General features: G+C 68.0%; 19 protein-coding genes. 6 read left to right on the forward strand and 13 right to left on the reverse strand.

The features are described from left to right. Positions 1-22: 22 nt before the first annotated feature. The 3 genes from D6T64_RS12740 to D6T64_RS12750 are packed head-to-tail and all read right to left on the reverse strand — an operon-like array spanning position 23 to position 3,757. Positions 23-1,138, reverse strand: a complete 1,116-nt coding sequence (locus tag D6T64_RS12740; RefSeq protein WP_119975050.1) for an ABC transporter permease — start codon at positions 1,136-1,138, stop codon at positions 23-25. Next, on the reverse strand, positions 1,131-2,177 hold the full coding sequence (locus D6T64_RS12745; protein WP_119975051.1) for an ABC transporter permease: 1,047 nt from the start codon (positions 2,175-2,177) through the stop codon (positions 1,131-1,133). Before D6T64_RS12745 ends, D6T64_RS12740 begins: the two co-directional genes overlap by 8 nt. Beyond that, a complete protein-coding gene (locus D6T64_RS12750) occupies positions 2,174-3,757 on the reverse strand; it encodes a sugar ABC transporter ATP-binding protein (protein ID WP_119975081.1) in 1,584 nt (527 codons plus the stop codon). The genes D6T64_RS12745 and D6T64_RS12750 overlap by 4 nt, the downstream gene beginning before the upstream one ends. A gap of 266 nt (positions 3,758-4,023) precedes the next feature. Between D6T64_RS12750 and D6T64_RS12755 the strand changes: the two genes are divergently transcribed. Both D6T64_RS12755 and D6T64_RS12760 read left to right on the forward strand, forming a co-directional pair. Further along, positions 4,024-5,031, forward strand: a complete 1,008-nt coding sequence (locus tag D6T64_RS12755; RefSeq protein ID WP_119975052.1) for a LacI family DNA-binding transcriptional regulator — start codon at positions 4,024-4,026, stop codon at positions 5,029-5,031. Positions 5,032-5,082: 51 nt separating this feature from the next. Continuing rightward, a complete protein-coding gene (locus D6T64_RS12760) occupies positions 5,083-6,552 on the forward strand; it encodes a peptide MFS transporter (RefSeq protein WP_119975053.1) in 1,470 nt (489 codons plus the stop codon). On the opposite strand, the gene D6T64_RS12765 is transcribed toward D6T64_RS12760, so the two are convergent. Together D6T64_RS12765 and D6T64_RS12770 are read right to left on the reverse strand one after the other, a co-directional pair. After that, complete coding sequence (locus D6T64_RS12765; protein ID WP_119975054.1) at positions 6,549-7,937, reverse strand: MFS transporter; 1,389 nt, start codon at positions 7,935-7,937, stop codon at positions 6,549-6,551. The genes D6T64_RS12760 and D6T64_RS12765 overlap by 4 nt on opposite strands. Further along, positions 7,934-8,404 (reverse strand): MarR family winged helix-turn-helix transcriptional regulator, encoded by a 471-nt coding sequence (locus D6T64_RS12770; protein ID WP_119975055.1) that lies wholly within the window; start codon positions 8,402-8,404, stop codon positions 7,934-7,936. Before D6T64_RS12770 ends, D6T64_RS12765 begins: the two co-directional genes overlap by 4 nt. An 85-nt stretch (positions 8,405-8,489) precedes the next feature. Here D6T64_RS12770 and D6T64_RS12775 point away from each other — a divergent pair, with 85 nt between their 5' ends. Both D6T64_RS12775 and D6T64_RS12780 read left to right on the forward strand, forming a co-directional pair. Further along, positions 8,490-9,368, forward strand: coding sequence for an alpha/beta fold hydrolase (locus D6T64_RS12775; protein ID WP_119975056.1), 879 nt, complete (start codon positions 8,490-8,492; stop codon positions 9,366-9,368). A 112-nt stretch (positions 9,369-9,480) separates the two neighbouring features. Then, entirely contained in the window at positions 9,481-10,530 is a 1,050-nt protein-coding gene (locus D6T64_RS12780) for a lipoate--protein ligase family protein (protein WP_119975057.1), read from the forward strand. 54 nt (positions 10,531-10,584) lie between these two features. Here D6T64_RS12780 and D6T64_RS12785 read toward each other — a convergent pair whose 3' ends face one another. Then, positions 10,585-10,920, reverse strand: a complete 336-nt coding sequence (locus tag D6T64_RS12785; RefSeq protein ID WP_119975058.1) for a GNAT family N-acetyltransferase — start codon at positions 10,918-10,920, stop codon at positions 10,585-10,587. Positions 10,921-10,954: 34 nt separating this feature from the next. On the opposite strand from D6T64_RS12785, the gene D6T64_RS12790 reads away from it, so the two are divergent. Both D6T64_RS12790 and D6T64_RS12795 read left to right on the forward strand, forming a co-directional pair. Then, complete coding sequence (locus D6T64_RS12790) at positions 10,955-11,929, forward strand: DNA-methyltransferase (protein ID WP_119975059.1); 975 nt, start codon at positions 10,955-10,957, stop codon at positions 11,927-11,929. Next, complete coding sequence (locus D6T64_RS12795) at positions 11,926-12,849, forward strand: LLM class F420-dependent oxidoreductase (protein WP_119975060.1); 924 nt, start codon at positions 11,926-11,928, stop codon at positions 12,847-12,849. Before D6T64_RS12790 ends, D6T64_RS12795 begins: the two co-directional genes overlap by 4 nt. 530 nt (positions 12,850-13,379) lie before the next feature. Here D6T64_RS12795 and D6T64_RS12800 read toward each other — a convergent pair. The 7 genes from D6T64_RS12800 to D6T64_RS12830 form a co-directional block, all read right to left on the reverse strand. Continuing rightward, positions 13,380-14,369: a LacI family DNA-binding transcriptional regulator gene (locus tag D6T64_RS12800; protein ID WP_233551146.1), complete on the reverse strand. Its 990-nt coding sequence runs from the start codon at positions 14,367-14,369 to the stop codon at positions 13,380-13,382. Between the two features lie 104 nt (positions 14,370-14,473). Next, positions 14,474-15,961: a glycoside hydrolase family 1 protein gene (locus D6T64_RS12805; protein WP_119975062.1), complete on the reverse strand. Its 1,488-nt coding sequence runs from the start codon at positions 15,959-15,961 to the stop codon at positions 14,474-14,476. Next, a complete protein-coding gene (locus D6T64_RS12810) occupies positions 15,961-16,845 on the reverse strand; it encodes a carbohydrate ABC transporter permease (protein WP_119975063.1) in 885 nt (294 codons plus the stop codon). The genes D6T64_RS12805 and D6T64_RS12810 overlap by 1 nt, the downstream gene beginning before the upstream one ends. Continuing rightward, complete coding sequence (locus D6T64_RS12815; RefSeq protein WP_119975064.1) at positions 16,842-17,918, reverse strand: carbohydrate ABC transporter permease; 1,077 nt, start codon at positions 17,916-17,918, stop codon at positions 16,842-16,844. The genes D6T64_RS12810 and D6T64_RS12815 overlap by 4 nt, the downstream gene beginning before the upstream one ends. 85 nt (positions 17,919-18,003) lie before the next feature. Beyond that, entirely contained in the window at positions 18,004-19,314 is a 1,311-nt protein-coding gene (locus D6T64_RS12820; RefSeq protein WP_119975082.1) for an ABC transporter substrate-binding protein, read from the reverse strand. 241 nt (positions 19,315-19,555) lie between these two features. Further along, positions 19,556-20,260 carry an SDR family oxidoreductase gene (locus tag D6T64_RS12825; protein ID WP_119975065.1) on the reverse strand — a complete coding sequence of 235 codons (705 nt, stop codon included), beginning with the start codon at positions 20,258-20,260 and terminating at the stop codon, positions 19,556-19,558. Between the two features lie 106 nt (positions 20,261-20,366). Next, complete coding sequence (locus tag D6T64_RS12830; RefSeq protein ID WP_119975066.1) at positions 20,367-22,013, reverse strand: MDR family MFS transporter; 1,647 nt, start codon at positions 22,011-22,013, stop codon at positions 20,367-20,369. Positions 22,014-22,356 lie beyond the last annotated feature (343 nt).

The following is a 22,356-nucleotide window of genomic DNA, read 5'->3' on the forward strand; positions in this document are numbered from 1 at the left end:
GGGTGCAGTGCTGGTTGTGTGCTTACGCCGGGTGCGGTGGCGTGGGGGGTCCCGAGGCGGATGCCTGAGGAAGACTGCGGCGTATTCGCCGGTTGTGCCGCCATCGTGAAACGGCGCTGAAAATGCTGGGTGCAACGACCGAGATGATGAGCAGCGTGCCCGTGACGATGATCAGGATCACGTCGGAGATGCGACCCAGGCGCAGGGCGAAGTTGATGGTGCCGATCAGCAGTACGCCGGCGATGACGCCCGGAATCGATCCCTTGCCGCCAAAGATCGACACGCCGCCGAGCAGTACCGCCGCGATCACGGTCAGCTCGAGCCCGCTCGCGTTGTCGCTGCGGGCGCTCGAATAACGCAGCGTCCAATAGATGCCGGCAAGGGCAGAGACTGTTCCTGAGCCGACGTAGAGCCAGAACTTGGCCCTGGCGACTTTGACACCCACGAAGGTCGCGGCTTCTTTGCTGAAGCCGAGGGCGTAGAGGCCGCGGCCGAACGGGGTGAGGTGCAGCAGCACGCCGAAGACCACGGCCACGATGACGACGCCGATCATGATCGTGGGGATTCCCGTCGCGCCGAGCTTCGAGGTGAAGAATGTGGTCAGCGCGGGCGGAAAGTCGGCCACGGCATTGTCGCCGATGACGACGAGGGCCAGCCCGCGAAACAGCGCCAGGGTGCCGATCGTGACGGCGAGCGAGGGGAGCCCGACCACGGCCACGAGGAACCCGTTGAAGGCTCCCGCCACGATTCCGACGAGGAGACTGACGACGAGGACGGTTTCGATCGGCATCCCGGCATCCCAGAGCACGCCCATCGTTGCGCTGGTCAGCCCGACGATGCTGGCCACCGAGAGGTCGATCTCCCCGGTGATGATGATCAGGGTCATCGGCATCGCGATCAGCAGCACCGGAATCACATCGAGGCCGAGGAATCCGATGGTCACGGGTGAGGCAAATCGCGGGATGAACAGGCAGGCGTAAAGAATAAAGGCGAGCAGCGCGTAGATCATGATGGCGTCGCGGCCGAGCAGGATGCGCGCCGCTCCGGTGCGGCCGGTGGCCTCGGCACGGAGCACGGTGCTCGTGTCCAGCGCCGGGGTGGGGCGTTCCGGGGTCTTCGTGGAGAGGGAGTTAGACATCTCTGGCCTCACTGAGTCGGAGTTTCTTCGCGGTGCGCACGGCGGCGATGCGGTCGATGATGATGGCGGCGAGGATCAGCACGCCGACAATGGCCTGCTGCCAGAATTTGTCCACGCGCAGGGCGGTCAGCGCGCTCGTGATGGTGGTCAGCAGGATCGCGCCGAGGGCAGCCCCGACGACGGTTCCGCTGCCACCGAAGATGGCGACCCCGCCGACGACGGCCGCAGCGACGACATCCAGTTCGAGGCCGGTACCGGTCGTGGCGCCGACCGAGTTGAATCGGCTCGCGTAGAGAACCCCGGCGATACCGGCGAGCACCCCATTGGTGAGAAAGGCGAGAAAGACCCGCCGGGCCACGGGAATGCCGAACAGCTTCGCGGCGTCCGGGTCGGAGCCGATCGCGTACAGGTCCCGGCCCGGGCGGGTACCGACCATGTAGATGGCCACCACGGCCACGACCAGCAGGGCGATGAGCGTGATCAACGGAAAGCCGGCCACGGTGTCGACCGACAAAGCCCCGAAGGCGTCGGGACGGTCGCCGGCGAAGTACTGGGTGCCGCCGGCCCAGGCATTGTTCAGCCCGCGGTAGATGTACAGGGTGCCCAGGGTGATCACGAGCGCGGGAACCTTCGCCACCGTGACGAGCAGGCCGTTGATGGCACCGAGCAGGGCACCGAGGGCCATGCCGGCGAGCAAGACGACCACGATGGGGATGCCCGGCACGGTGGCGAACAGGGTTCCGGTCGAGAAAGCGACCAGCCCCAGGATCGAGCCGACCGAGAGGTCGACGTTGCGGGTGATGATCACGAGCGCCTGGCCGACCGCGAGAATAATCACGATCGTCGAGTTGAGCAGCAGGTCCTTGACGCCCTGGGAGCTCAGGAACAGGGGATTGGCGAGGTACGTGACCGTGACGAGTGCAATCAGGGCGATCGTGACGGGCAACTCGCGCAGGCGAAGCACGGTCGCGAGGCGCGCGGCCGGGGTCGGGCCCGCGCTCGGTGGCGCATCCGCTGGCCGGGTCGGGGTGGCGGTCATCTGGTGCGCTCCTCGGTGCCTGTGGGTAACTCGGTGCCTGTGGGTAACTCTGTGCCTGTGAGAACCTCCGTGCCGGTGAGCAACGCCGAGGCGGTTGCGGCGTGCATGACGGTTTCGGGGGTGGCCTCGGCCCGGTCGAGTTCTGCGCTGATGCGGCCCTCGTGCATCACGAGCACCCGGTCGGCCATGCCGAGAACCTCGGGCAGCTCGCTCGAGATCATCAGGATGGCCATGCCCGCTCCGGCGAGGTCGGAGATCAGCCGGTGCACCTCGCTCTTGGTGCCGATGTCGATGCCGCGGGTGGGTTCGTCAAGGATCAGAAAACGCGGCGCGGTGGCGAGCCACTTCGCCAGCACGACTTTTTGCTGGTTGCCGCCGGAGAGGGTGGAGACGGCGTATTCCTGGGATCCGGTTTTGACCTGCAGTTTCGCGGTCCACTCCTCGGCGGCGCGGCGTTCGGCGCCGGCGTTGATGATGCCGAAGCGCGCCAGCGAGTTGCGCAGGGTGAGGGCGGCGTTGTGGGCGACCGAGAGGTCCATGACCAGGCCCTGTTTGCGGCGGTCTTCGGGCACAAAAGCCATGCCGGCGTCGATGGCGGCCTGCGGGTCACGACCTTTGAGCGGCTTGCCGAGCACCTCCACGGTTCCTCGGTCGTAGGGGTCGATGCCGAAGATGGCCCGGGCGACCTCGGTGCGGCCGGCGCCGACCAGGCCGGCGAGGGCGACGACCTCGCCGGCCTTGACCTCGAAACTGATGTCGGCGAAGACGCCGGCGCGGCCGAGGCCGGAGACCCGCAGCACGGTGTCGCCAAGCTCAGCGACGACCTTGGGGTAGAGCTGGGCGATGTCGCGGCCCACCATCTCCCGCACGATCTTGTCGATCGTGACCTCACTCGTGATGTGGGTGTTGATGTAGCGACCGTCACGCATCACGGTGATGCGATCGCAGAGCGCGAACACCTCGTCGAAACGGTGGGAGATGAAGAGGATGCCTGCTCCCGCCGCGCGCAGGCTGCGCGCGACCGTGAACAGACGCTCCACCTCGATGCCCGAGAGAGCCGCGGTCGGCTCGTCCATCACGAGTACCTTCGCATCGAGCGAGATTGCTTTGGCGATCTCGATGATCTGCTGGTCGGCGATGGAGAGTCCTTCGGCGACTCGGTCGGGGTCGATGCGCACTCCGAGGCGCTCGAACAGTGCCCGGGCCTGGCCGCGCATCGCAGCGCGACTGATCAGGCCCAAGCGGCCCTTCGGTTGGCGCCCGACGAAGATGTTCTCGGCCACCGTGAGGTCGGGAAACAGGGTGGGCTCCTGGTAGATCACCGAGATACCGGCGGCTTTGCTGTCCGCTACGGTGCGGAAGGACACGGGCTGTCCGCCGACCTGAAAGTCCCCGGCGTCGGGCTGGTGAAAGCCCGCGAGGATCTTGACGAGCGTCGACTTGCCGGCCCCGTTCTCGCCGACCAAGGCGTGGATCTCACCGGGGAGAATCTCAACGGTGCCGTCGGCGAGGGCGACCACCGGGCCGAAGGCCTTGGCGGCGCCGTGCAGGGCGAGCACGGGGGTGGGGGTGCTGGGCATCAGCAGTCGAGCCTCCTCGTTGAGGGTGAACCGGGGTGGTGAAAATTCCGGACTGAATCGTTTCACAATGTAAATCTTGACGATCTTAGAACGGTTATGCGTCCGGCGTCAACGATTCGTGCCCGGCAATCTGAAGATTGAAATCTGAATGAGACCGTCGAGTCGTTTCACTGTGACCCGATCGGTGATTCGTTTCATTTTGGCCGCGAGTCGGAATACACTCGGGGCCGGAGTAAGGGTTCACCGACGGCCCGGGAGGAGTCACGATGGCGATCAGCGTGAAAGACGTGGCCGTGGCCGCGGGGGTCTCGGTGGGAACCGTCTCCAACGTCTTGAACCGCCCAGACAAGGTCTCGGCGGACACCGTCGCGCGCGTGCAGGCCGCGATCGCCGACCTCGGTTTTGTGCGCAATGACGCCGCCCGCCAGCTGCGCGCCGGCCGCAGCCGCAGCATCGGCCTCGTCGTGCTCGACGTGGGCAACCCCTTCTTCACCGATGTCGCCCGCGGCGCCGAGAATCGCGCCGCGGAGTCCGGACTCGCCGTGCTGCTCGGCAACAGCGACGAAAACGTCGAACGCGAGGGCACCTACCTCGACCTCTTCGAGGAGCAGCGGGTGCTGGGCGTGCTCGTGACCCCGGTCGGCGACGTCGCCGACCGTCTCACCCGGCTGCGGCTGCGCGGCACCCCGACCGTGCTCGTCGACCGGCAGACGGATGACCTGAATTTCTCGTCGGTCGCCGTGGACGACGTGGCCGGCGGACGCCTCGCCGCCAGTCACCTGATCGAGGGCGGCCGCAGCCGGCTGGCCTTCGTGGGCGGGCCGGCCAGCATCCGCCAGGTGGGCGATCGGCTGCAGGGCGCCCGCGCGGCGGTCGCCGAGCATCCCGGGGTCTCGCTCGAAGTGATCGATACCGAGTCCCTCAGCGTGCTGCAGGGACGCGTCGCGGGAGAGGGCATCCGTGCCCGGCCGGCGGCCGAGCGCCCCGACGCGGTCTTCGCGGCGAACGATCTGCTCGCGATGGGCGTGCTGCAGGCGCTCAACATGCAGGGAGACGTGCACGTTCCCCGCGATGTCGCGCTCATCGGCTACGACGACATCGCCTTCGCCTCCGCAGCGGTCGTGCCGCTCTCGTCAATCCGCCAGCCGAGCGTGCTGATCGGCTACACTGCGCTCGACCTGCTGCTGCGCGAAGCGGATGGCGGCCCCGGCTTCGCGCACGAACACATCGTCTTCGACCCCGAACTGGTGGTGCGCGACTCGACCCGGTCCTGACCCGGCCCCGGGGGCACTCGTCCGGGGGATACCCGAGAGTATTCTGAAGGGATGAGTACGACCTCCGACGAAGCCAAAGCCCACCACGAAGACACCGGATTTCTCGGGCAACCCCGCTCCCTGGCCCATATCTTCGGCGTCGAGATGTGGGAGCGCTTCTCCTTCTACGGCATGCAGGGCATCCTGCTGTTGTACCTGTACTACTCGGCGGCTGACGACGGCCTCGGCATCCCGCAGGCCACCGCGGCGGGCATAGTCGGCGCCTACGGCGGTGGCGTGTACCTCTCCACGATCCTCGGCGCCTGGGTCGCCGACCGCCTGCTCGGCTCGGAGCGGGTGCTCTTCTACAGCGCCATCGTCATCATGCTCGGCCACATCGCTCTGGCCCTGCTGCCCGGCGTCATCGGCCTGGCCGCCGGCCTCATCCTGGTCGCGGTCGGCAGTGGCGGGCTCAAGGCCAACGCGACCTCCGTCGTCGGCACGCTGTATTCAGCGGATGATCCCCGTCGCGACGCCGGGTTCTCCATCTTCTACCTCGGCATCAACCTCGGCGCGTTCTTCGGACCGATCCTCACCGGCCTCCTGCAGACCACTCTCGGCTTCCACTACGGCTTCGGCCTCGCCGCGGTGGGCATGGCGATCGGGCTCACGCAGTACTCCTTCGGGCGTAAGCGCCTGCCCGAAGCGTCCCGCGTCGTGCCCGATCCCCTGCCGCGGGAGCGCTACAACCGGTACATCCTCATCGCCCTCGTCGCCGTCGCGATCATCGTGGTTCTGGTGATGACCGGTGTCATCACGGCCTCCAACCTGGTCACGATCGTGATCGGGCTGACCATCGTCGCCACGATCTCGTACTTCATCGTGATACTCACCAACCGGCAAATCAGCACCGTCGAACGCAAGCGCGTCTACGCGTTCATCCCGCTGTTCATCGCGAGCGCCGCGTTCTGGTCGCTGTACCAGCAGCAGTTCACCGTCGTCACGATCTACGCCGACGAACGCCTCAACCGCGACCTGTTTGGCTGGGAGATGCCGGTCTCCTGGGTGCAGTCGATCAACCCGGTCTTCATCATCGTGCTGTCTGGCATCTTCGCCGCCATCTGGACCAAGTGGGGCACCCGTCAGCCGTCCACCCCGGTGAAGTTCGCCTTCGGCACCGGCATCATGGGCATCGCGTTCCTGCTGTTCCTGCCCTTCGCGGGCGGAGCGGCGAACTCGACCCCGCTGTTGGCCATGGTCGGCATCCTGCTCGTCTTCACCGTCGCGGAGCTGCTGCTCTCCCCGGTCGGACTCTCGGTCGCCACGAAACTCGCGCCCGTGGTCTTCAAAACCCAGATGGTGGCGCTGTTCTTCCTGTCCGTCGCGCTGGGCTCGGCCGTGTCCGGCCTGCTCGCCGAGTGGTACGCGACCGTCGACGAGACGCTGTACTTCGGCGTGCTCGGCGGCATCGCCATCCTCCTCGGTGTGATGCTCGCGATCGTCGCCCGCCCGGTGCTGCGCCTGATGGGCGGCGTGCGCTAACGCGAGCTGGTGCCCTCGACGACCGCGATCTCTCGGGTCGCGGTGTCCACGGCCTCCGTGCGGTCGGCAGCAGTGCGGTCGGCAGCGGATGCCGCGGCGGGCCCCGTCGAGGCCGCCCCGCGGCCGTCACCGGCGTGCAACAGCTGCACCCGCGGCGAGGTGCGCAGCCGCAGCCGCAACCGCAACTCGCGGTAGCGGATCATCCAGTACAACAGGGCGGCAGCGGCCAGCAGACCCGAGGCCGACGCGAGGCCGAGTGCCCAGCGGGGGCCGAAGGCATCCGCGACCCAGCCGACGAGCGGAGCACCGAGCGGGGTTCCGCCGACGAAGATGGCCATGTAGAGCGCCATGACCCGGCCGCGCATGTCGGCCTGGGTGGTGGTCTGCACGTAGGCGTTCGCCGTCGTCATCAGCGTCAGCGACGACAGGCCGACGAGGGCGAGGGAGACCGCGAAGCTGCCGTACGTGGGCATCACAGCGGCCAACGCACAGGAGACGCCGAACAGCGCGGCCCCGATGATGATCATGCGCAGCCGGGCCTGACTGCGGCGGGCGGCGAGCAGGGAGCCGACCACCGCGCCGATCGCCATGATCGAGCTGAGCAGGCCGAACTCGGTGGCGCCCTTGCCGAACTCGATCGTCGCCATGGTCGAGGTGAAGATGGCGAAGTTGAGGCCGAAGGTGCCGATCAGGAACACGGCGACCATGACGACCATGATGTCGGGGCGGCCGCGCACGTACCGGAATCCCGCGGCGAGCTGTCCGCGCTCCCGGCTGACTGGCGGCTGGCGGCGCAAAAGGTGGGTGCGCAGCAGCATCATCGCGAACACCGTGGCGGCGAAGGTGACGGCGTTGATCATGAAGACCCAGCCGGCGCCGACGGCAACCACGAGCAGGCCGGCGGCGGCCGGTCCGAAGAGGCGGGCACCGTGGAATGACGCCGAGTTCAGGGCGACGGCGTTGCTGAGGTTGTCCTCCGAGACGAGCTCCGAGACGAAGGCCTGACGGGCGGGCGCGTCGATCGCGGCGACGACGCCGAGCCCGAGGGCGAACAGGTAGACGTGCCAAAGTTCGGCGATGCCGGTCACGGTCAGGATTCCGAGTCCGAGGGCCAGCAGGCCCATGAGCGCCTGCGTGAGGATGAGCAGTTTGCGCCGGTTGAACCGGTCGGCAATGAGGCCGGCCCACGGCATCAGGATGAGCATCGGGCCAAGCTGCAGGGCCATGGTGATGCCGACCGCGGTCGCGTTGTAGTCGGTCAGCTCGGTGAGCACGATCCAGTCCTGGGCGGTGCGCTGCATCCAGGTGCCGATGTTCGAGACGAGGGCCCCGGCGAACCAGATGCGGTAATTGATGACGCTCAGGGAGCGGAACATGGCACTCAACTGTTGGCGAGCTCCTTCATGATCGAGGCGGCGTCCGCGAGGGTCTGGCGCTGCGCGGGGGTGAGCAGAATCAGCCGCTGGGCGAGCCAGGCCTCGCGGCGTTTGCGGGTCTCCCGCATGATGTCGAGGCCGGCCGCCGTGGCCGTGAGCACGACCTTGCGGCCGTCGTCGGCGGCGCCGGACCGGTCGACGAGGCCCGCGGTGACGAGGGCATGCACGGTGCGCGTCATCGACGGCGGGGTCACGTGCTCGTGTTCGCTGAGTTCGCTGAGCGTGAGCGGGCCTTCCACGAACAGGCTGCCGAGGGCCGAGAACTGGCTCGCGCTGAGCTCGTTGTCGGCTTTCTCCTGCCGCAGGCGGCGCGCCAGGCGGCCGTTGGCCATGCGAAAGTCGTGGCTGAGTTCGGCCACGGTGCTCTCGTGGCCGGGGGCATCCGCCGAGTGGTGGGGCGCGGTGTCAGTGAGCATCTATTTAGCGTAGCAAATTAGTCTTGCTAAGTATTCCCTGTTTTTGCTATTCCCCGGGTGGGCTACGAGGGTACAGACTGGCCTCGTGCCCACCTACACCGATGTTTACGGCGTCACCATCACCTATTACGTCTGGCCGGTGGATGCCCCGCGCGGCATCGTGCAGATCGCCCACGGCGTCGGCGAACACGCGTTGCGCTACGCCGCGCTCGCCGAGGCGCTCAACGCGGCCGGCTACACCGTCTATGCCGACGACCATCGTGGTCACGGCCAGACCGGACTCGGCCAGCACGGCGGCGACCATACCCGCCTCGGGCGGCTCGGTGTTGGCGGGGTGCGGGCGGCCGCGGCCGGTGTGCGGCAGCTGAGCGGCATCATCCGTCGCGCAGAGCCCGGGCTGCCGCTGATTCTGTTGGGGCACAGCTGGGGGTCGTTCCTGGCCCAGATGATCATCAACGAGCACGCAGGCGAGTACGACGCGGTGGTGCTCTCGGGCACTGCGTACCGGTGGCCGGGGTACATGGACGCGGGAGACCTGAACCGCAGGCACAAAAAGCTCGGCACGACCGGAATGGAGTGGCTGAGCCGTGACCCCGCGATCGCCGCGGCGTTTGTCAGCGATCCGCTGACCACGGCCACGCCACTCGCGAAGCTGTTCGGCCTGCGCGAGGCGGCCCGGCTGTTCGGCCGGCCCGCCCGCGGGCTGCCGACCGCACTGCCGCTGCTGATGCTCGTCGGCGGCGACGACACCGTCGGCGGGGAACGCAGCGCGGCCCGGCTCGCCGAGGCCTACGTGGCCCGGTCGGGGCTGCGCGACGTGCGCCTGGTGGTCTACCCGGGCGCCCGGCACGAGGTGTTCAACGAGACCAACCGCTCGGAGGTGATTGCCGACCTGCTGCACTGGCTCGACGAGCACCTGCCGGTCGTGCCTGCTGCCGCTCGTGACGAAAAGCGGACGGATTGACGCGAAGTCGCTGGGCAGCGGATGAAACGGGCCCGTCTGGTCGCGCCATCCGCTTTTCGCAGGGGTGGCGGGGGTGGCATCCGTCGCCCGGCCGGGCGATTAGGCTGGCCCAATGCACGGTGAATATAAGGTTCCGGGCGGCAAACTTGTCGTCGTCGATCTCGACGTGGTCGATAACACGATCACGAACTTCGGGCTGGCGGGGGATTTCTTCCTCGAACCCGACAGCGCGCTCGACGACATCAACGAGGCCGTGAACGGGCTCCCGGCCGACAGCGACGCCGCGAGCATCACTGCCGCCGTGCGCCGGGCGCTGCCGGTCGGGGCGAGCCTGCTCGGCTTCTCGCCGGAGGCCGTCGCCGTGGCCGTGCGCCGCTCCCTGGCCCGCGCCAGCAGCTGGCGCGACTACGACTGGCAGATCATCCACTCCAAGCCGGTGCCGCCGGTCATGCAGATGGCGCTCGACGAGGTGCTCGCGACCGAGGTCGGCGAGGGGCGCCGCCAGCCGACCCTGCGCATCTGGGAGTGGAACGAACCGGCCGTCGTGATCGGCAGCTTCCAGAGCCTCAAGAATGAGGTCGACCCCGAGAACGCCGAGAAATTCGGCTTCACCGTCGTGCGCCGCATCAGCGGCGGCGGCGCGATGTTCATGGAGGCCGGCTCCGTCATCACCTATTCCATCTACGCGCCGACCGACCTCGTGCAGGGCATGAGCTTCGCCGACTCCTACGCCTACCTCGACGAGTGGGTCATCACCGCCCTCAAATCGCTCGGCATCGACGCCTATTATCAGCCGCTCAACGACATCACGAGCCCGAAGGGCAAGATCGGCGGCGCCGCCCAGAAACGCCTCGGCAGCGGAGCCGTGCTGCACCACGTCACCATGAGCTACGACATGGACGGCGAGAAGATGGTGCAGGTGCTGCGCATCGGTCGCGAGAAGCTCAGCGACAAGGGCATCACGAGCGCCGCGAAGCGGGTCGACCCGTTGCGCAGCCAGACCGGGCTCAGCCGCGCCGAGATCATCGACACGATGAAGGCGACCTTCGCCGGGCTCTACGGGGCGACCCCCGGCGACATCACCGCCGAGGAGTACGCCAAGGCGACCGAGCTGGTCGCCACCAAGTTCAGCACGGATGCCTGGCTGACGCGGGTTCCCTAAGCCTGAACCTCAGGCAGATGGCGGGCATCCGCTCTCGATGAGTTTCGAGCGGGGTTAGCGGCCGCGGGTCAGCAGGTCCTGGTATTCGGCGTGCTGGTCGATCCAGTGCGCCACGTAGGGGCAGTCCGGCACGACAGTGAGGTCGGTGCGGGTGCGGGCGTCGTTCAGTGCCTGTTCGATCAGGATGCCGGCGAGCCCCTGATTGCGGCGGCTCGGGTCCACCTCGGTGTGGGTGAAGTGCATGTTCTGGCCGGACACCCAGTAGTCGGCGAGTCCGACCGTCTCCCCAGTAAGGGTCAGGATGTACCGGGAGTCGTTCTCGTCGTGCCGCACGACCGCGCCGGAGGTGGTGGGCGGGGTCGTAACCGGGGTTGGTGTCGATTTTGTCATCCGCACAGACTATGCCGCCTGACAGAATGGACGAATGCCAACCGCGTGGTCACAGACAAGTCCCAGCCGGGTGATTCACGCCGACAATCTCGAGATTCTGCCCCAGCTCCCCGACTCGGCGTTCACCCTGATCTACCTCGATCCCCCCTTTAATACCGGTCGCAGCCAAAAACGGCAGTCCACGACGTCGGTGCGGTCCGCCGGGGGAGCGAGCGCCGCCGGCACCATCACTGGGTTCAAGGGCCAGCGCTACGAGCGCATCAAGGGCGACCTGCTCGGCTACGATGACGCCTTCGAGGACTACTGGGCCTTTCTCGAGCCGCGCCTGATCGAAGCGTGGCGCCTGCTCGCCGAAGACGGCACGCTGTACCTGCATCTGGACTACCGGGAGGCGCACTACGCCAAGGTGCTGCTCGACGCCCTCTTCGGCCGGGACTGCTTTCTCAACGAGCTCATTTGGGCCTACGACTACGGCGCCAAATCGAAGAGCCGCTGGCCCACCAAGCACGACACGATCCTCGTCTACGTGAAGAACCCGCAGGCGTACTACTTCGATTCGACAACCGTCGACCGCGAGCCGTACATGGCTCCGGGGCTGGTCACGCCCGAAAAGGTGGCCAAGGGCAAGCTGCCGACGGATGTCTGGTGGCACACGATCGTCTCGCCCACCGGCAAGGAGAAGACGGGCTATCCCACCCAGAAGCCGGTCGGCATCCTTCGCCGCATCATCCAGGCCTCGAGCCGCGAAGGCGACTGGGTGCTGGACTTCTTCGCCGGCAGCGGCACGACGGGTGCCGTCGCGGCGGCCCTCGGGCGGCGATTCGTGCTGATGGACCAGAACCCCGAGGCCCTCACGGTGATGCGGGCCCGGTTCGCGCTGCTGCCCGAGGTGGAGTTCTTTCCGGCCGGGCTCGATGGCCCGGTCGAAGCCCCGGGCGGCGCCGCGGCATCCACCTCAGAAAGCGCTGGTTTCGTATCCACAGGCCCCGCAGGCAGACTGGTTTCATGAGATTTCGCGTATTCACCGAACCCCAGCAGGGCGCGACCTACGACGACGTGCTCGCCGTCGCGCAGGCCACCGAACGCCTCGGTTTCGATGCGTTCTTCCGCAGCGACCACTACCTCGCCATGGGTGACGGCTCGGGCCTGCCCGGCCCGACGGATGCCTGGACCACGCTGGCGGGGCTGGCCCGCGAGACGACACGCATCCGCCTGGGAACGCTCGTATCCTCCGTCACCTACCGCCCGCCGGGAATCCTCGCCATCCAGATCGCCCAGGTCGACCAGATGTCCGGAGGACGAGTGGAGCTCGGGCTCGGCACCGGCTGGTTCGAGAAAGAACACCTCGCCTACGGAATCCCGTTCCCACCGAAGCGCTTCGGCATGCTCGAGGAGCAGCTCGAGGTCATCACCGGGCTGTGGAAGACGCCGCTCGGCGAGACGTACAGCTTCGCCGGGGAGCACTACACGCTGATCGAGTCCCCGGCGCTGCCCAAGCCCACGCAGGCTCGCGTGCCCGTGATCGTCGGCGGTGGCGGCGCCCGCCGCACGCCGGCGCTCGCCGCGCGCTTTGCGACCGAATTCAACCTGCCCTTCCCCGAGTTCGCCGATATTGCCGGCAAGTTCGCGGGCGTGCGGGCGGCCTGCGAGGCCATCAACCGCGACCCCGATTCGCTCGTCTACTCGACGGCGCTCGTGACGGTGGCCGGGGCGACCGAGGCCGAGTTCGCCCGCCGCGCCGCGGCGATCGGCCGCGAACCCGAGGAACTGCGCGCCCACGGCCTCGCGGGCACCCCCGCGGAGATCGTGGACCGCCTCGGAGCGCTCGCCGCCGACGGTGTCGAGGCCGTCTATCTGCAGATCATGGACCTCTCCGACCTCGACCACCTGGAGTTCCTCGCCGCCGAGGTCGTGCCCCAGCTCGCCTGACCCGCGCCGCGACATCCCGCGTGTGAGCACCTGGGCCCTCCCCTCGCGCGTGAGGCGCACCCATCGGCTCACCCACGTCAGGGCTCAAGGGGCCATCTCTGACACTTCGTGCGCGAGGTGTCACAGAATGCCCCATGACGCAGAGGGCGACGCGACCTGGCCACCCACCAAGGGGCCATCTGTGACACCTCGCTCGCGAGATGTCACAGAATGCCCCATCAAACGACAATCCCCCCGCGAAGTGTCAAAGAACGCCCCTTCAGTCCCGTCCAAGGGGCCTTCTTTGACACTTCGTGCGAGCCAAGAGGCCATCTCTGACACTTCGTGCGAGTGGGCGCAACTGGCCCCGTGGCTTTCGCGAGTGGGCGCATGTGGCCCCTTGAAGCGAGTTCACGGGGCCATATGCGCCCACTCGCGGCCGCGGAATCACCCCCTGCGTCAGTCGCGGACCGCCCACGCAGCGGGACCGCCCACATATTTGCTGCAGTTCACCGTCTGCGGAACCGCACCCGAGCGGGTGAGCAACCCCGCTACGCCGAGTCCCGCACCACGAGCGCCGTCGGCAGCGACGTCACCCGCTCGACCGGCACCCCCTCGATGATCTTCACCAACACCTCCGCCATCATCGCGCCGAGCTGCGCGGCCGGCTGGTGCACCGTCGTCAGCGCCGGCGTCGCGGTGGCCCCGAAATAGTCGTCGTCGAAGCCGACGACCGCGATATCTCCGGGAATCCGCAGCCCCCGCTCGTGCAGCACCGAGAACGCGCCCGCGGCCATCTGGTCGTTCGCCGCGAACAGCGCGTCGATCGGCCCGCCCCGATCCAACAGTCGCCGCATGGCCGCCGCGCCCGACGCCGGCGAGAAGTCGCCCAGCTCAACCATCGCGTCGCTGACCCCGGCCCGGCCGAGGGCCTGCCGCCAGCCTGCGAGCCGGTCGACGCCCGGCGGCATGTCCTGCGGCCCGGCGATCGTCGCGATACGGCGCCGCCCGAGCGAGAGCAGATGCTCGGTCGCCGTGATCGCGCCGGCCACATTGTCGACGTCGACGTAGTAGCTGCCGTTCTGCTCGGCGAGCGGCCGCCCGCCGAAGACGATCGGCAGCGCCTGGCCGAGGTGGGCATAGGAGTGATCGCCGCTGTGATGCGACACCACGATCGCCCCGTCGACGTTACCGCCGAGCAGGTAGCGCCGAGTCTTCTCGGGTCGCCCCTCCGACGAGATGAGCATGTTGAGCGTGTAGTCGGTTTCGGCCAAGAACAGGGCGATGCCCTGCACGACGGATGCGAAGAAGGGGTCCGCGAAGACCTTGGCCGTCGATTCCGGCACGACGAGGGCAATCGCCTGGGTGCGGCGGTTCACGAGTGACCGCGCCGCCCGATTGGGCACGTAGTTCAGTTCGGCGATCGCCGCCTGCACCGAGCGTGTGATCTCGGGGGTCACCTTGGGCGAGTCGTTCACAACCCGCGAGACGGTCGCCCGCGATACTCCGGCGAGCTCGGCGACCATCTCGAGCGTCGGCATCCCCCGGGCAGCGCCCGAGCTCGCGCCCGTGACTGGGGCCGCGCCCGAGCCCGAAGCCGCGCCCGCTGCAGAGGACTCCGCCGCCGTCATGGCGCTACCCGCCGCTACCCGGCGACCGGCGCCGGCTCGCGCGCGGCCTCGATCAACCGGGCAAAGGTGAGCCCGCTGTCCTTGACCGTGCGTTCAAGCGTGTCATAGTCGACCCGCACGATGCCGAAGCGCTTGCCGTAGCCGTAGGACCACTCGAAGTTGTCGAGCAGCGACCAGACGAAGTAGCCGCGCACGTCAGCGCCGTCGGCCATCGCCCGGGCGACGGCTGCGACGTGGTCCAGGATGTACTGCGTGCGCTCGAGGTCGTGCACCGCGCCATCCGCTGCCACGGTGTCGTCGTAGGCGGCGCCGTTCTCGGTGATGTACAGCGGCGGCAGGCGGTAGTACTCCTCGCCGAGGCGCACCAGGAGGTGGCGCAGCCCCTCGGGGTTGACCTCCCAGTCCATGGCCGTGCGGGGCAGGCCGCGGCTGGGGAAGGTGATGTATTCGCTGCCGACAAAGGGCGACCCGACCGGGCGGCTGGCGCCGCCGGAGTGGCTGTCGGCGTCGCCGCCGTCGCTGGCGACAAGCGGATGCCCGCTCACCGAGTCGTCGTGGTAATGGTTGACACCAAGAAAGTCGATCGGGGCGCCGATCGTCGCGAGGTCGCCGGGCTGGATGAGCGCCGCCTCCCCGTTCGGCCCGGACGCCTCGGACAGTCCGAACGGCTCGAGGTCGCGCAGGGTGTCGGCCGGGTACGTGCCGCGCAGGATCGGGTCGAGGAAGATGCGGTTCGCGAGGGAGTCGAGACGGCGGGCGGCCTCGACGTCGACCGGGTCGGTCGGGTCGCGCGGCACCGCGTTGGTGAGGTTGAGGGTGATGCCCACGTGCTCCGCACCGAGGTCCCGCAGCGCGAGCACGGCCCGGCCGTGGGCGAGGTGCTGATGGTGCACGGCGGCGATCGCTGCCCGGCCGTCCTGCCGCCCGGGGGCGTGCACGCCCGAGGCGTAGCCGAGCAGGGAGGAACAGAACGGTTCATTGAAGGTGGTCCAGTGGGTGACCCGGTCGCCGAGGGCGGCGTAGACATCCGTCGCGTAGTCCACGAACCGGGCAGCGGTGTCGCGGTTGGCCCAGCCGCCCTTCTCTTCGAGGGCCTGCGGCAGGTCCCAGTGGTAGAGGGTGAGCCAGGGCAGAATTCCGGCTTCGAGCAGCTCGTCGACGAGCCGGGAGTAGAAGTCCAGGCCCTCGGGGTTCGTGGCGCGGTCACCCGGGCGCACGCGCGCCCAGCTGGTCGAGAAGCGGTAGGAGCCGAGGCCCAGCTGCTTCATGAGCGCCACGTCGGCCGGCATGCGGTGGTAGTGGTCGTCGGCGGTCTCGAGGTTCTCATCGCCGGCAACCGCTCCGGGAACGCGGGCGAAGGCATCCCAGATGGAATCCTCCTTGCCACCCTCGTGGCCGGCGCCCTCGACCTGGGCTGCGGCGGTCGCCGAGCCCCAGATGAAGTCCTGCGGCCAGTCGAACGTCGTCAATGGAACCGGCGCGTGTCGTGAAGTGCGTGTCATCAGCCTTTTACCGCTCCCTGCATGATTCCCGAGATGAGTTGTTTGCCGGCGATCAGGAAGAGCACGAGCAGCGGGATAGTTGAGAGGATAGCCCCGGTCAGCACCACCGAATAATCGACGTACCGCGCGGACTGCAATTGGCTGAGCGCCGTCTGCAGGGTCGGGTTCGACGAGTTCAGCACCAGCAGCGGCCAGAGAAAGTCTGTCCACGCCGTCATGAAGGTGAACAGCGCCAGAATCGCCATCGCGGGCCGGGCCGCCGGCAGCGCGACGTGCCAGAATGTGCCGATCATGCTGGCCCCGTCGACCCGGGCCGCCTCGATCAGCTCGTCGGGAATCACGTCGACCAGGTACTGCCGCATGAAGAACACCCCGAACGCCGTGACCAGGGTCGGCACCACAACCGCGCCGATCTGGCCCGTCCAGCCCCATTCCCGCATGAGCATGAACAGTGGGATGATGCCCAGCTGGGTCGGGATCGCCATCGTCGCCACCAGTACGACCATCAACGCGGTGTTGCCGCGAAAGCGCAGCTTCGCGAAGGAATACCCGGCCAAGGTCGAAAAGAAGACGACCGAGACGGTGATTACGCTCGAGATGATCAGGCTGTTGCCGAGGGCGAGCCAGAACGGCACGCTGTCGAGCACCTCGCCGACGTTGATCCAGAACCGGCCGCCGGGCAGCAGCGGCGGCCAGGTGTCGCCGCGCGCTGAGCTCTCGCTCGACCCCATCACGAACGACCACCACAGCGGGTACGCGGAGCCGAGCAGAATCGCGGTCAGCAGCCCGTAGACGAGAAATCCGGGTCGGGCGTCGATGCCGACCGCTCGTGAGCGGCGGCGCGGTTGTGCCCGGCGCGGGGTTCGGGTGAGCAGCGTGCTCATGAGTGGTCCTCCATTCGGTCGGCCGGTTGCCCCTTCAGCTGCGCCAGCCGACGACGGATGCGCCGGGTCGCCCGCCGGGATTCGGCCGACGAGATGCGCCGCGCGATGAAGAAATTCAGCGCTCCGAGCCCGACAATGATCAGGAACAACAGCCACGCGATCGCCGAGGCCTCACCGAAGTTCTGCCGAAAGAAGGCCATCTCCCAGAGGTAGAGCACGGTGGTCTGAAACTGCCGGGCCGAGCCGCCGGCCGTCACCGGGTCGAACAGGCGGGGCTCGGTGAAGATCTGCAGCCCGCCGATGGTCGAGGTGATGATCACGAAGATCAGCGTGGGGCGGATGCTCGGCACGGTCATCGAGAAGAAGCGCCGCACCGCGCCGGCCCCGTCGAGGGCCGCCGACTCGTGGATGTCCCGGGGCACGGCCTGCATGGCCGCCAGCAGGATGAGCGCGTTGTAGCCGGTCCAGCGCCAGTTCACCATGGTCGCAATCGCCAGGTGGCTCGGCAGCTGCTCGGTCTTCCACATCACCGGGTCGAGCCCGAGGGCGCCGAGCACGTTGTTGATGAGCCCGTACTGCTCGTTGAACATGTTGGTGAAGATCAGCGACACCGCGACCGGGGTGACGATGTAGGGCAGCAGCACGCTCATGCGCCAGAAGGTCTTGCCGCGGATGTTCTGGTCGAGCACGGCCGCGATCAGTACCGCCGCGACCAGCTGCGGAATGCTCGAGAGCACGAAGATGCTGACCGTGTTGAACAGGGAGTTCCAGAAGAACCGGTCCCCGAGCACGGCGGCGAAGTTGTCGAGGCCGACAAACTCGCCCTGGCCCTGCAGCAGCCGCCAGTCGAAGAGGCTCACCACGAAGGTGTACCCGAGCGGGAACAACCCGACGAGCCCGAAGAGCACGAAGAACGGCGCGATGTAGAGGTACGGCGAGGCCTTCACGTCGAGGCGGCTGAGCCGTTGCTTGAGCGGCGAGCGAGCGGATGGCGACGCGCGGTCCGGCGCGGCGGCATCCGTCTCTGGCTTGGTCGCCCTGGGGCGGCGGGGCCGGCTGAGCGTGACCGACATGGGGTCCTTTCCGAAGGGTGAGGGCAGAGGGTCCGGGGGCCGGCACGCGGCCGGCCCCGGGGGAGCGGCTGACTGAATTGACGAGCTACTGGTCGACGAGCTCGTCGGTCAGTTTCAGGGCCTCGGCCCAGCCGGTTTCGGCGTTCAGTTCGCCGGTGTCGACGCGGTCGAGCACGGCCTGGAACACGTTCTCCTGTATGACCGAGTCGTTGGGGCCCTTGAACTGCGCCTCCACGCCCTGAGCGCGCTCCGCGAGGATCGCGCCGACCGGGGCACCCTGGAAGAACTCGTTCGGGGTGGCGTCGGCGGCGAGGGTCTCCTGCGCCTCCGTCGTGCTCGGGAAGGTACCGGCCGCCTCGAACTGGGCCACCTGCTGGGCCGGTTCGGTCAGCCACGCAGCCAGCTCGGCGGCCTGCGCCTGGTGTTCGCTGGTGGCCGGGACGGCCAGGAACGCGCCGCCCCAGTTGCTCGCGCCGCCGGGGAACACGTCGGCGAAGTCCCAGCCGGTGGCGGCTGAGCCGCCGCCGCTTTCGGTGTTGCCCTGCAGGACGCCGAGCATCCAGCCCGGGCAGACGAAGGTTGCGAAGCTGCCGTCGACGAAGCCCTTGCCGCCGCCCCAGTCCCAGCGCGCCTGCTGGGCCGAGAGGCCGTCGGCCACGCCCTGGGTGAGCCAGCCCCAGCGCTCTTCGAGGTCGGCGTTGCCCTCGATGTTCAGCTCGCCGTCGCTCGTGTAGTAGCCCTCGGGCAGCTGGTTCACCATGGAGTTCCAGACGAAGCTCGGCTGGTCGAACCAGGCCTTGCCGGTCGCGGCCTGGTACTGGCGGCCGAGGTCGAAGTACTCCTCCCAGGTCGCGTCGTCGCCGCCGAACAGTTCGGCGACGGATGCCCGATCGCTCGGCAGTCCGGCCGCCTCGAACAGGGGAGCGTTGTAGCAGAGGCCCTGGGGGCCGATATCGGTGCCGTAGCCGATCAGGCGACCGTCGGCATCCGTGCCCTGGTCGAGCTTCCACGGCACCCAGCGGGAGGCGATGTCGGCGCCGCCGAAGTCGTTCAGGTCGACGAACTGGTCGGAGACCTCCATGACCGAGCCGAGCCAGCCCTCTTCGAGGGCGACGACGTCACTGACCCCGGAGCCCGCGGCGAGCTTGGTGAACAGGTCGGTGCGGGCGTTGCCGCCGGTGTCGATGTTGGTGGCCTTGATCGTCACGCCGGGGTGGTCGGACTCGTACTGGGCGTAGAGGTCGTCGTAGCCGAAGGTGCCAAATGTCGTGACGGTGAGTTCGGTGTCACCCCCGTCGTCGGAGGCATTTCCGGCGCTCGTGCAGCCGGTGAGCAGAAGGCCAATTGCGGCTGCGCTGGCGATACCGGCGACAGCGGTGGTGCGTGAAAACGTCACGGTCACTCCCTTGTGTGCGTGTGGTGCTGTGAATGATGGGTGAGCTGAGAGCGCTCTCACCAGCCGTGGTGAGAGCGCTCTCACGATGTTGTAGACGACAATAAACGCGCCTTCGGGCGCTGTCAAGAGGTGCCGAAAACCTTCTCGAGCGGCCCCGGGCACACAAAAACCGGAAGAAACACCCGCTGGGCGGGGCTTCTTCCGGCTGTGGTTAGTGAGGGTCGGGCCTAGCTCATCGGACCTACTTGGAGACCGGCAGTGCCGCGATGGCGTCCTCGACCTCGAGGTAGCCCTCGAGCAGGTGCAGCGTCTGGTGCACGCCCGTGCCGGAACGGATGAGCTCGGCGAGTACCGCGGCGACGTCGGCACGCGGCACGGTGCCGCTCTTCTCGACGGATCCGGGCACGGTGTGGTCGGGGCCGGTGAGCTGCAGCTGTACGAGTCCGGTACCGTCGGCATCCGTGAGGCCGCCGGGGCGCACGATGGTCCAGGCGAGATCGCGGGGCTTGAGGTCGTCTTCGGCGGCGAGCTTGGCCTGGAAGTAGGCGAGCATGCCCTCGTCGAGTCCGACGGGGAGCCCGCCGCCTCGAACGAGGTCGTTGCCGGTCGAGGAGATCTGGATGAAGCGCCGCACGCCGGCGGCTTCGGCGGCGTCGGCGAGCTTGACGGAGCCGCCGAAGTCGACGGTCTGCTTGCGGGCGTCGCCGCTGCCGCCTCCGGCGCCGGCCGCGAAGACCGCCACATCGAATCCGGTCAGGGCGGCGGTCACCTCCGCAACCTCGGCCGTTTCGATGTCGAGCACAACCGGGGTCGCGCCGTCGAGCATGAGGTCAGCACCCTGCTCGTCGTTGCGAATCAGGCCGGTCACCTCGTGTCCGCCTGCCACCAGCTCCCGTGTCAGAAGTCGAGCGATTTTTCCATGTCCACCTGCTATAAGAATGCGCATCTGTACTAAAACAAGGCGCACCCCCCAAACATTCCCGCCCCCCGCTCACACTCTCCGCGAGTGAGCACTTTCTGCACTTAAACGACGCGGGAAGTGCAAAAATTGCTCACTCGCGAAGGGGGGTCGCCCTTGCTGCCTCTGCGGCCTCGTTTGCGGCCTCCTGCATCGCCGAGGTCTCGCGCAGCGGCGGCGCCTTCAGGAAAAAGCTCAGCACGAAGGCGACGGCCACGACCGCGAGGCCCACCCAGAACACCGTCACCGTGGCATCGCTGAAACCGACCAGGAACGGATGCGTGAGCCGGCCATCCGCTCCGTTCAAAAACGAGGTGTCCCCGTCGAGGGCGCCGCCGACCGCGCTCGGGTTGCCGAGCAGGTCGAGCACCGCGGCGTTGGCCGGGTCGGCCTGTACCGCGGGGTCCGCGGCGGCGGCCCGCACGCCGGCGAGGGCGGCCGGGTCGCTGAACGCGGCCTGAAGCGTGGTCGGGATGCGGGTGAAGAGCACCGAGAAGAGCACGGCCGTGCCGAGCGTGCCGCCGATCTGGCGAAAGAACGTCGACGCGCTCGTCGCCACGCCGATGTCGCGGGCCCCGACCGAGTTCTGGCTCGCGATGGTGAGCGTCTGCATCAGCTGGCCGAGCCCGAGGCCGATGAGCAGCATCCCGATCATGGTGAACCACACCGGCCGGTCGGCGGTGGCGAAAGTCAGCAGCAGGAACCCGGCCGACATGAAGCCGGTGCCGATGGTCGGGAAGATTTTGTAGTGACCGGTGCGGGCGATGATCTGGCCGCTCGCAATCGAGGAGATCATGAGCCCGCCGATCATCGGCAGCATGAGAAAGCCGCTCTCGGTCGGCGTGGCGCCGTTGACGAGCTGTAAGTAGAGCGGCACGGTCATCATGGCGCCGAACATGCCGAAGCCCACGAAGACGCCGAGCACGGTCGCCATCGAGAAGGTCGCCGAGCGAAACAGCTTCAGTGGGATCAGCGCGTCGTCGCCCATCGCGCGTTCGGCGACGATGAACAGGACGATACCGACGATGCCCACGCCGTAGCAGGCGAGGGCCAGCGGTGAACCCCAACCCCAGGTGCGGCCCTGCTCGGCGACGAGCAGCAGCGGCACGGCGGCCATGACCACGGTCGCCGCGCCCCACCAATCGATGCGCACCGGCCGCTTCGTGTGCGGCACGTGCAAGAACTTCAGCACGATGGCGAGGGCGACCAGGCCGATCGGAATGTTGATCAGGAACACCCAGCGCCAGCCGGTCACGCCCAGCAGGGTGTCGCTGCCGGCGAGCACCCCGCCGATCAGCGGCCCGATCACGCTGGACACCCCGAATACGGCCAGAAAATAGCCCTGGTATTTTGCGCGTTCGCGGGGAGCGAGCATGTCGCCCATGATCGTGAGCGGCAGCGCCATCAGGCCGCCGGCGCCGAGCCCCTGGATCGCACGGAAGACCGCGAGCTCGTACATCGAACTGGCCATCCCGGCCAGCAGTGACCCGATCAGGAACACCGTGATCGCGATCAGAAACAGCGGCCGACGGCCGAAGATGTCGCTGAGCTTGCCGTAGATCGGGGTGCTGATGCACGACACGATCAGGTATGCGGTCGTCACCCAGGCCTGCAGCGCCATGCCATCGAGGTCGTCGGCAATTGTGCGCATCGACGTGCCCACGATGGTCTGGTCGAGTGCGGAGAGGAACATGCCGGCCATCAGGCCGAAGATGACGAAGAGAATCTGCCGATGGTTCATCAGCGGGCGGTGGTGACCGGGGGAGTGGATGAAGTTTGCATCGAGTGCAAAGTTACACCGACCGCAAGCTGCTGACAAGCATTCGGGCAGACCCGCGCGACCCATGTCGAGGGCTTCGCCACACGCGGGGTGACGGATGCCCCGGGCCGGCATCGCGGGTTAGGCTCGGCCTGTGCCCACCCACCGCCTCCTGCTCGGCCTGGTCCTCGTCGTGCTCGCCGCCGGCGCCGTCGGGGTCGGCGCGATGACCGCCGCATCAACGGCGACGACCGAAGCCGACCGGGCCGCGGATGCCGCCGCCTCCGCCGCGGAGCGCACCGCGGCGCAGGCCGACCGCGACGCC

It is taken from the genome of Cryobacterium melibiosiphilum (genome assembly GCF_003602235.1).
Taxonomy (GTDB): Bacteria; Actinomycetota; Actinomycetes; order Actinomycetales; family Microbacteriaceae; genus Cryobacterium; species Cryobacterium melibiosiphilum.

Coding starts and splice junctions, on each gene's coding strand:
- D6T64_RS12800 (WP_233551146.1), bottom strand. CDS start 14,369: ATGCCGACGCTCGAGATGGTCGCCGAGCTCGCCGGAGTATCGCGGGCG.
- D6T64_RS12790 (WP_119975059.1), top strand. CDS start 10,955: ATGCCAACCGCGTGGTCACAGACAAGTCCCAGCCGGGTGATTCACGCC.
- D6T64_RS12740 (WP_119975050.1), bottom strand. CDS start 1,138: ATGTCTAACTCCCTCTCCACGAAGACCCCGGAACGCCCCACCCCGGCG.
- D6T64_RS12755 (WP_119975052.1), top strand. CDS start 4,024: ATGGCGATCAGCGTGAAAGACGTGGCCGTGGCCGCGGGGGTCTCGGTG.
- D6T64_RS12830 (WP_119975066.1), bottom strand. CDS start 22,013: ATGAACCATCGGCAGATTCTCTTCGTCATCTTCGGCCTGATGGCCGGC.
- D6T64_RS12760 (WP_119975053.1), top strand. CDS start 5,083: ATGAGTACGACCTCCGACGAAGCCAAAGCCCACCACGAAGACACCGGA.
- D6T64_RS12815 (WP_119975064.1), bottom strand. CDS start 17,918: ATGTCGGTCACGCTCAGCCGGCCCCGCCGCCCCAGGGCGACCAAGCCA.
- D6T64_RS12750 (WP_119975081.1), bottom strand. CDS start 3,757: ATGCCCAGCACCCCCACCCCCGTGCTCGCCCTGCACGGCGCCGCCAAG.
- D6T64_RS12795 (WP_119975060.1), top strand. CDS start 11,926: ATGAGATTTCGCGTATTCACCGAACCCCAGCAGGGCGCGACCTACGAC.
- D6T64_RS12810 (WP_119975063.1), bottom strand. CDS start 16,845: ATGAGCACGCTGCTCACCCGAACCCCGCGCCGGGCACAACCGCGCCGC.
- D6T64_RS12805 (WP_119975062.1), bottom strand. CDS start 15,961: ATGACACGCACTTCACGACACGCGCCGGTTCCATTGACGACGTTCGAC.
- D6T64_RS12780 (WP_119975057.1), top strand. CDS start 9,481: ATGCACGGTGAATATAAGGTTCCGGGCGGCAAACTTGTCGTCGTCGAT.
- D6T64_RS12770 (WP_119975055.1), bottom strand. CDS start 8,404: ATGCTCACTGACACCGCGCCCCACCACTCGGCGGATGCCCCCGGCCAC.
- D6T64_RS12785 (WP_119975058.1), bottom strand. CDS start 10,920: ATGACAAAATCGACACCAACCCCGGTTACGACCCCGCCCACCACCTCC.
- D6T64_RS12745 (WP_119975051.1), bottom strand. CDS start 2,177: ATGACCGCCACCCCGACCCGGCCAGCGGATGCGCCACCGAGCGCGGGC.
- D6T64_RS12825 (WP_119975065.1), bottom strand. CDS start 20,260: ATGCGCATTCTTATAGCAGGTGGACATGGAAAAATCGCTCGACTTCTG.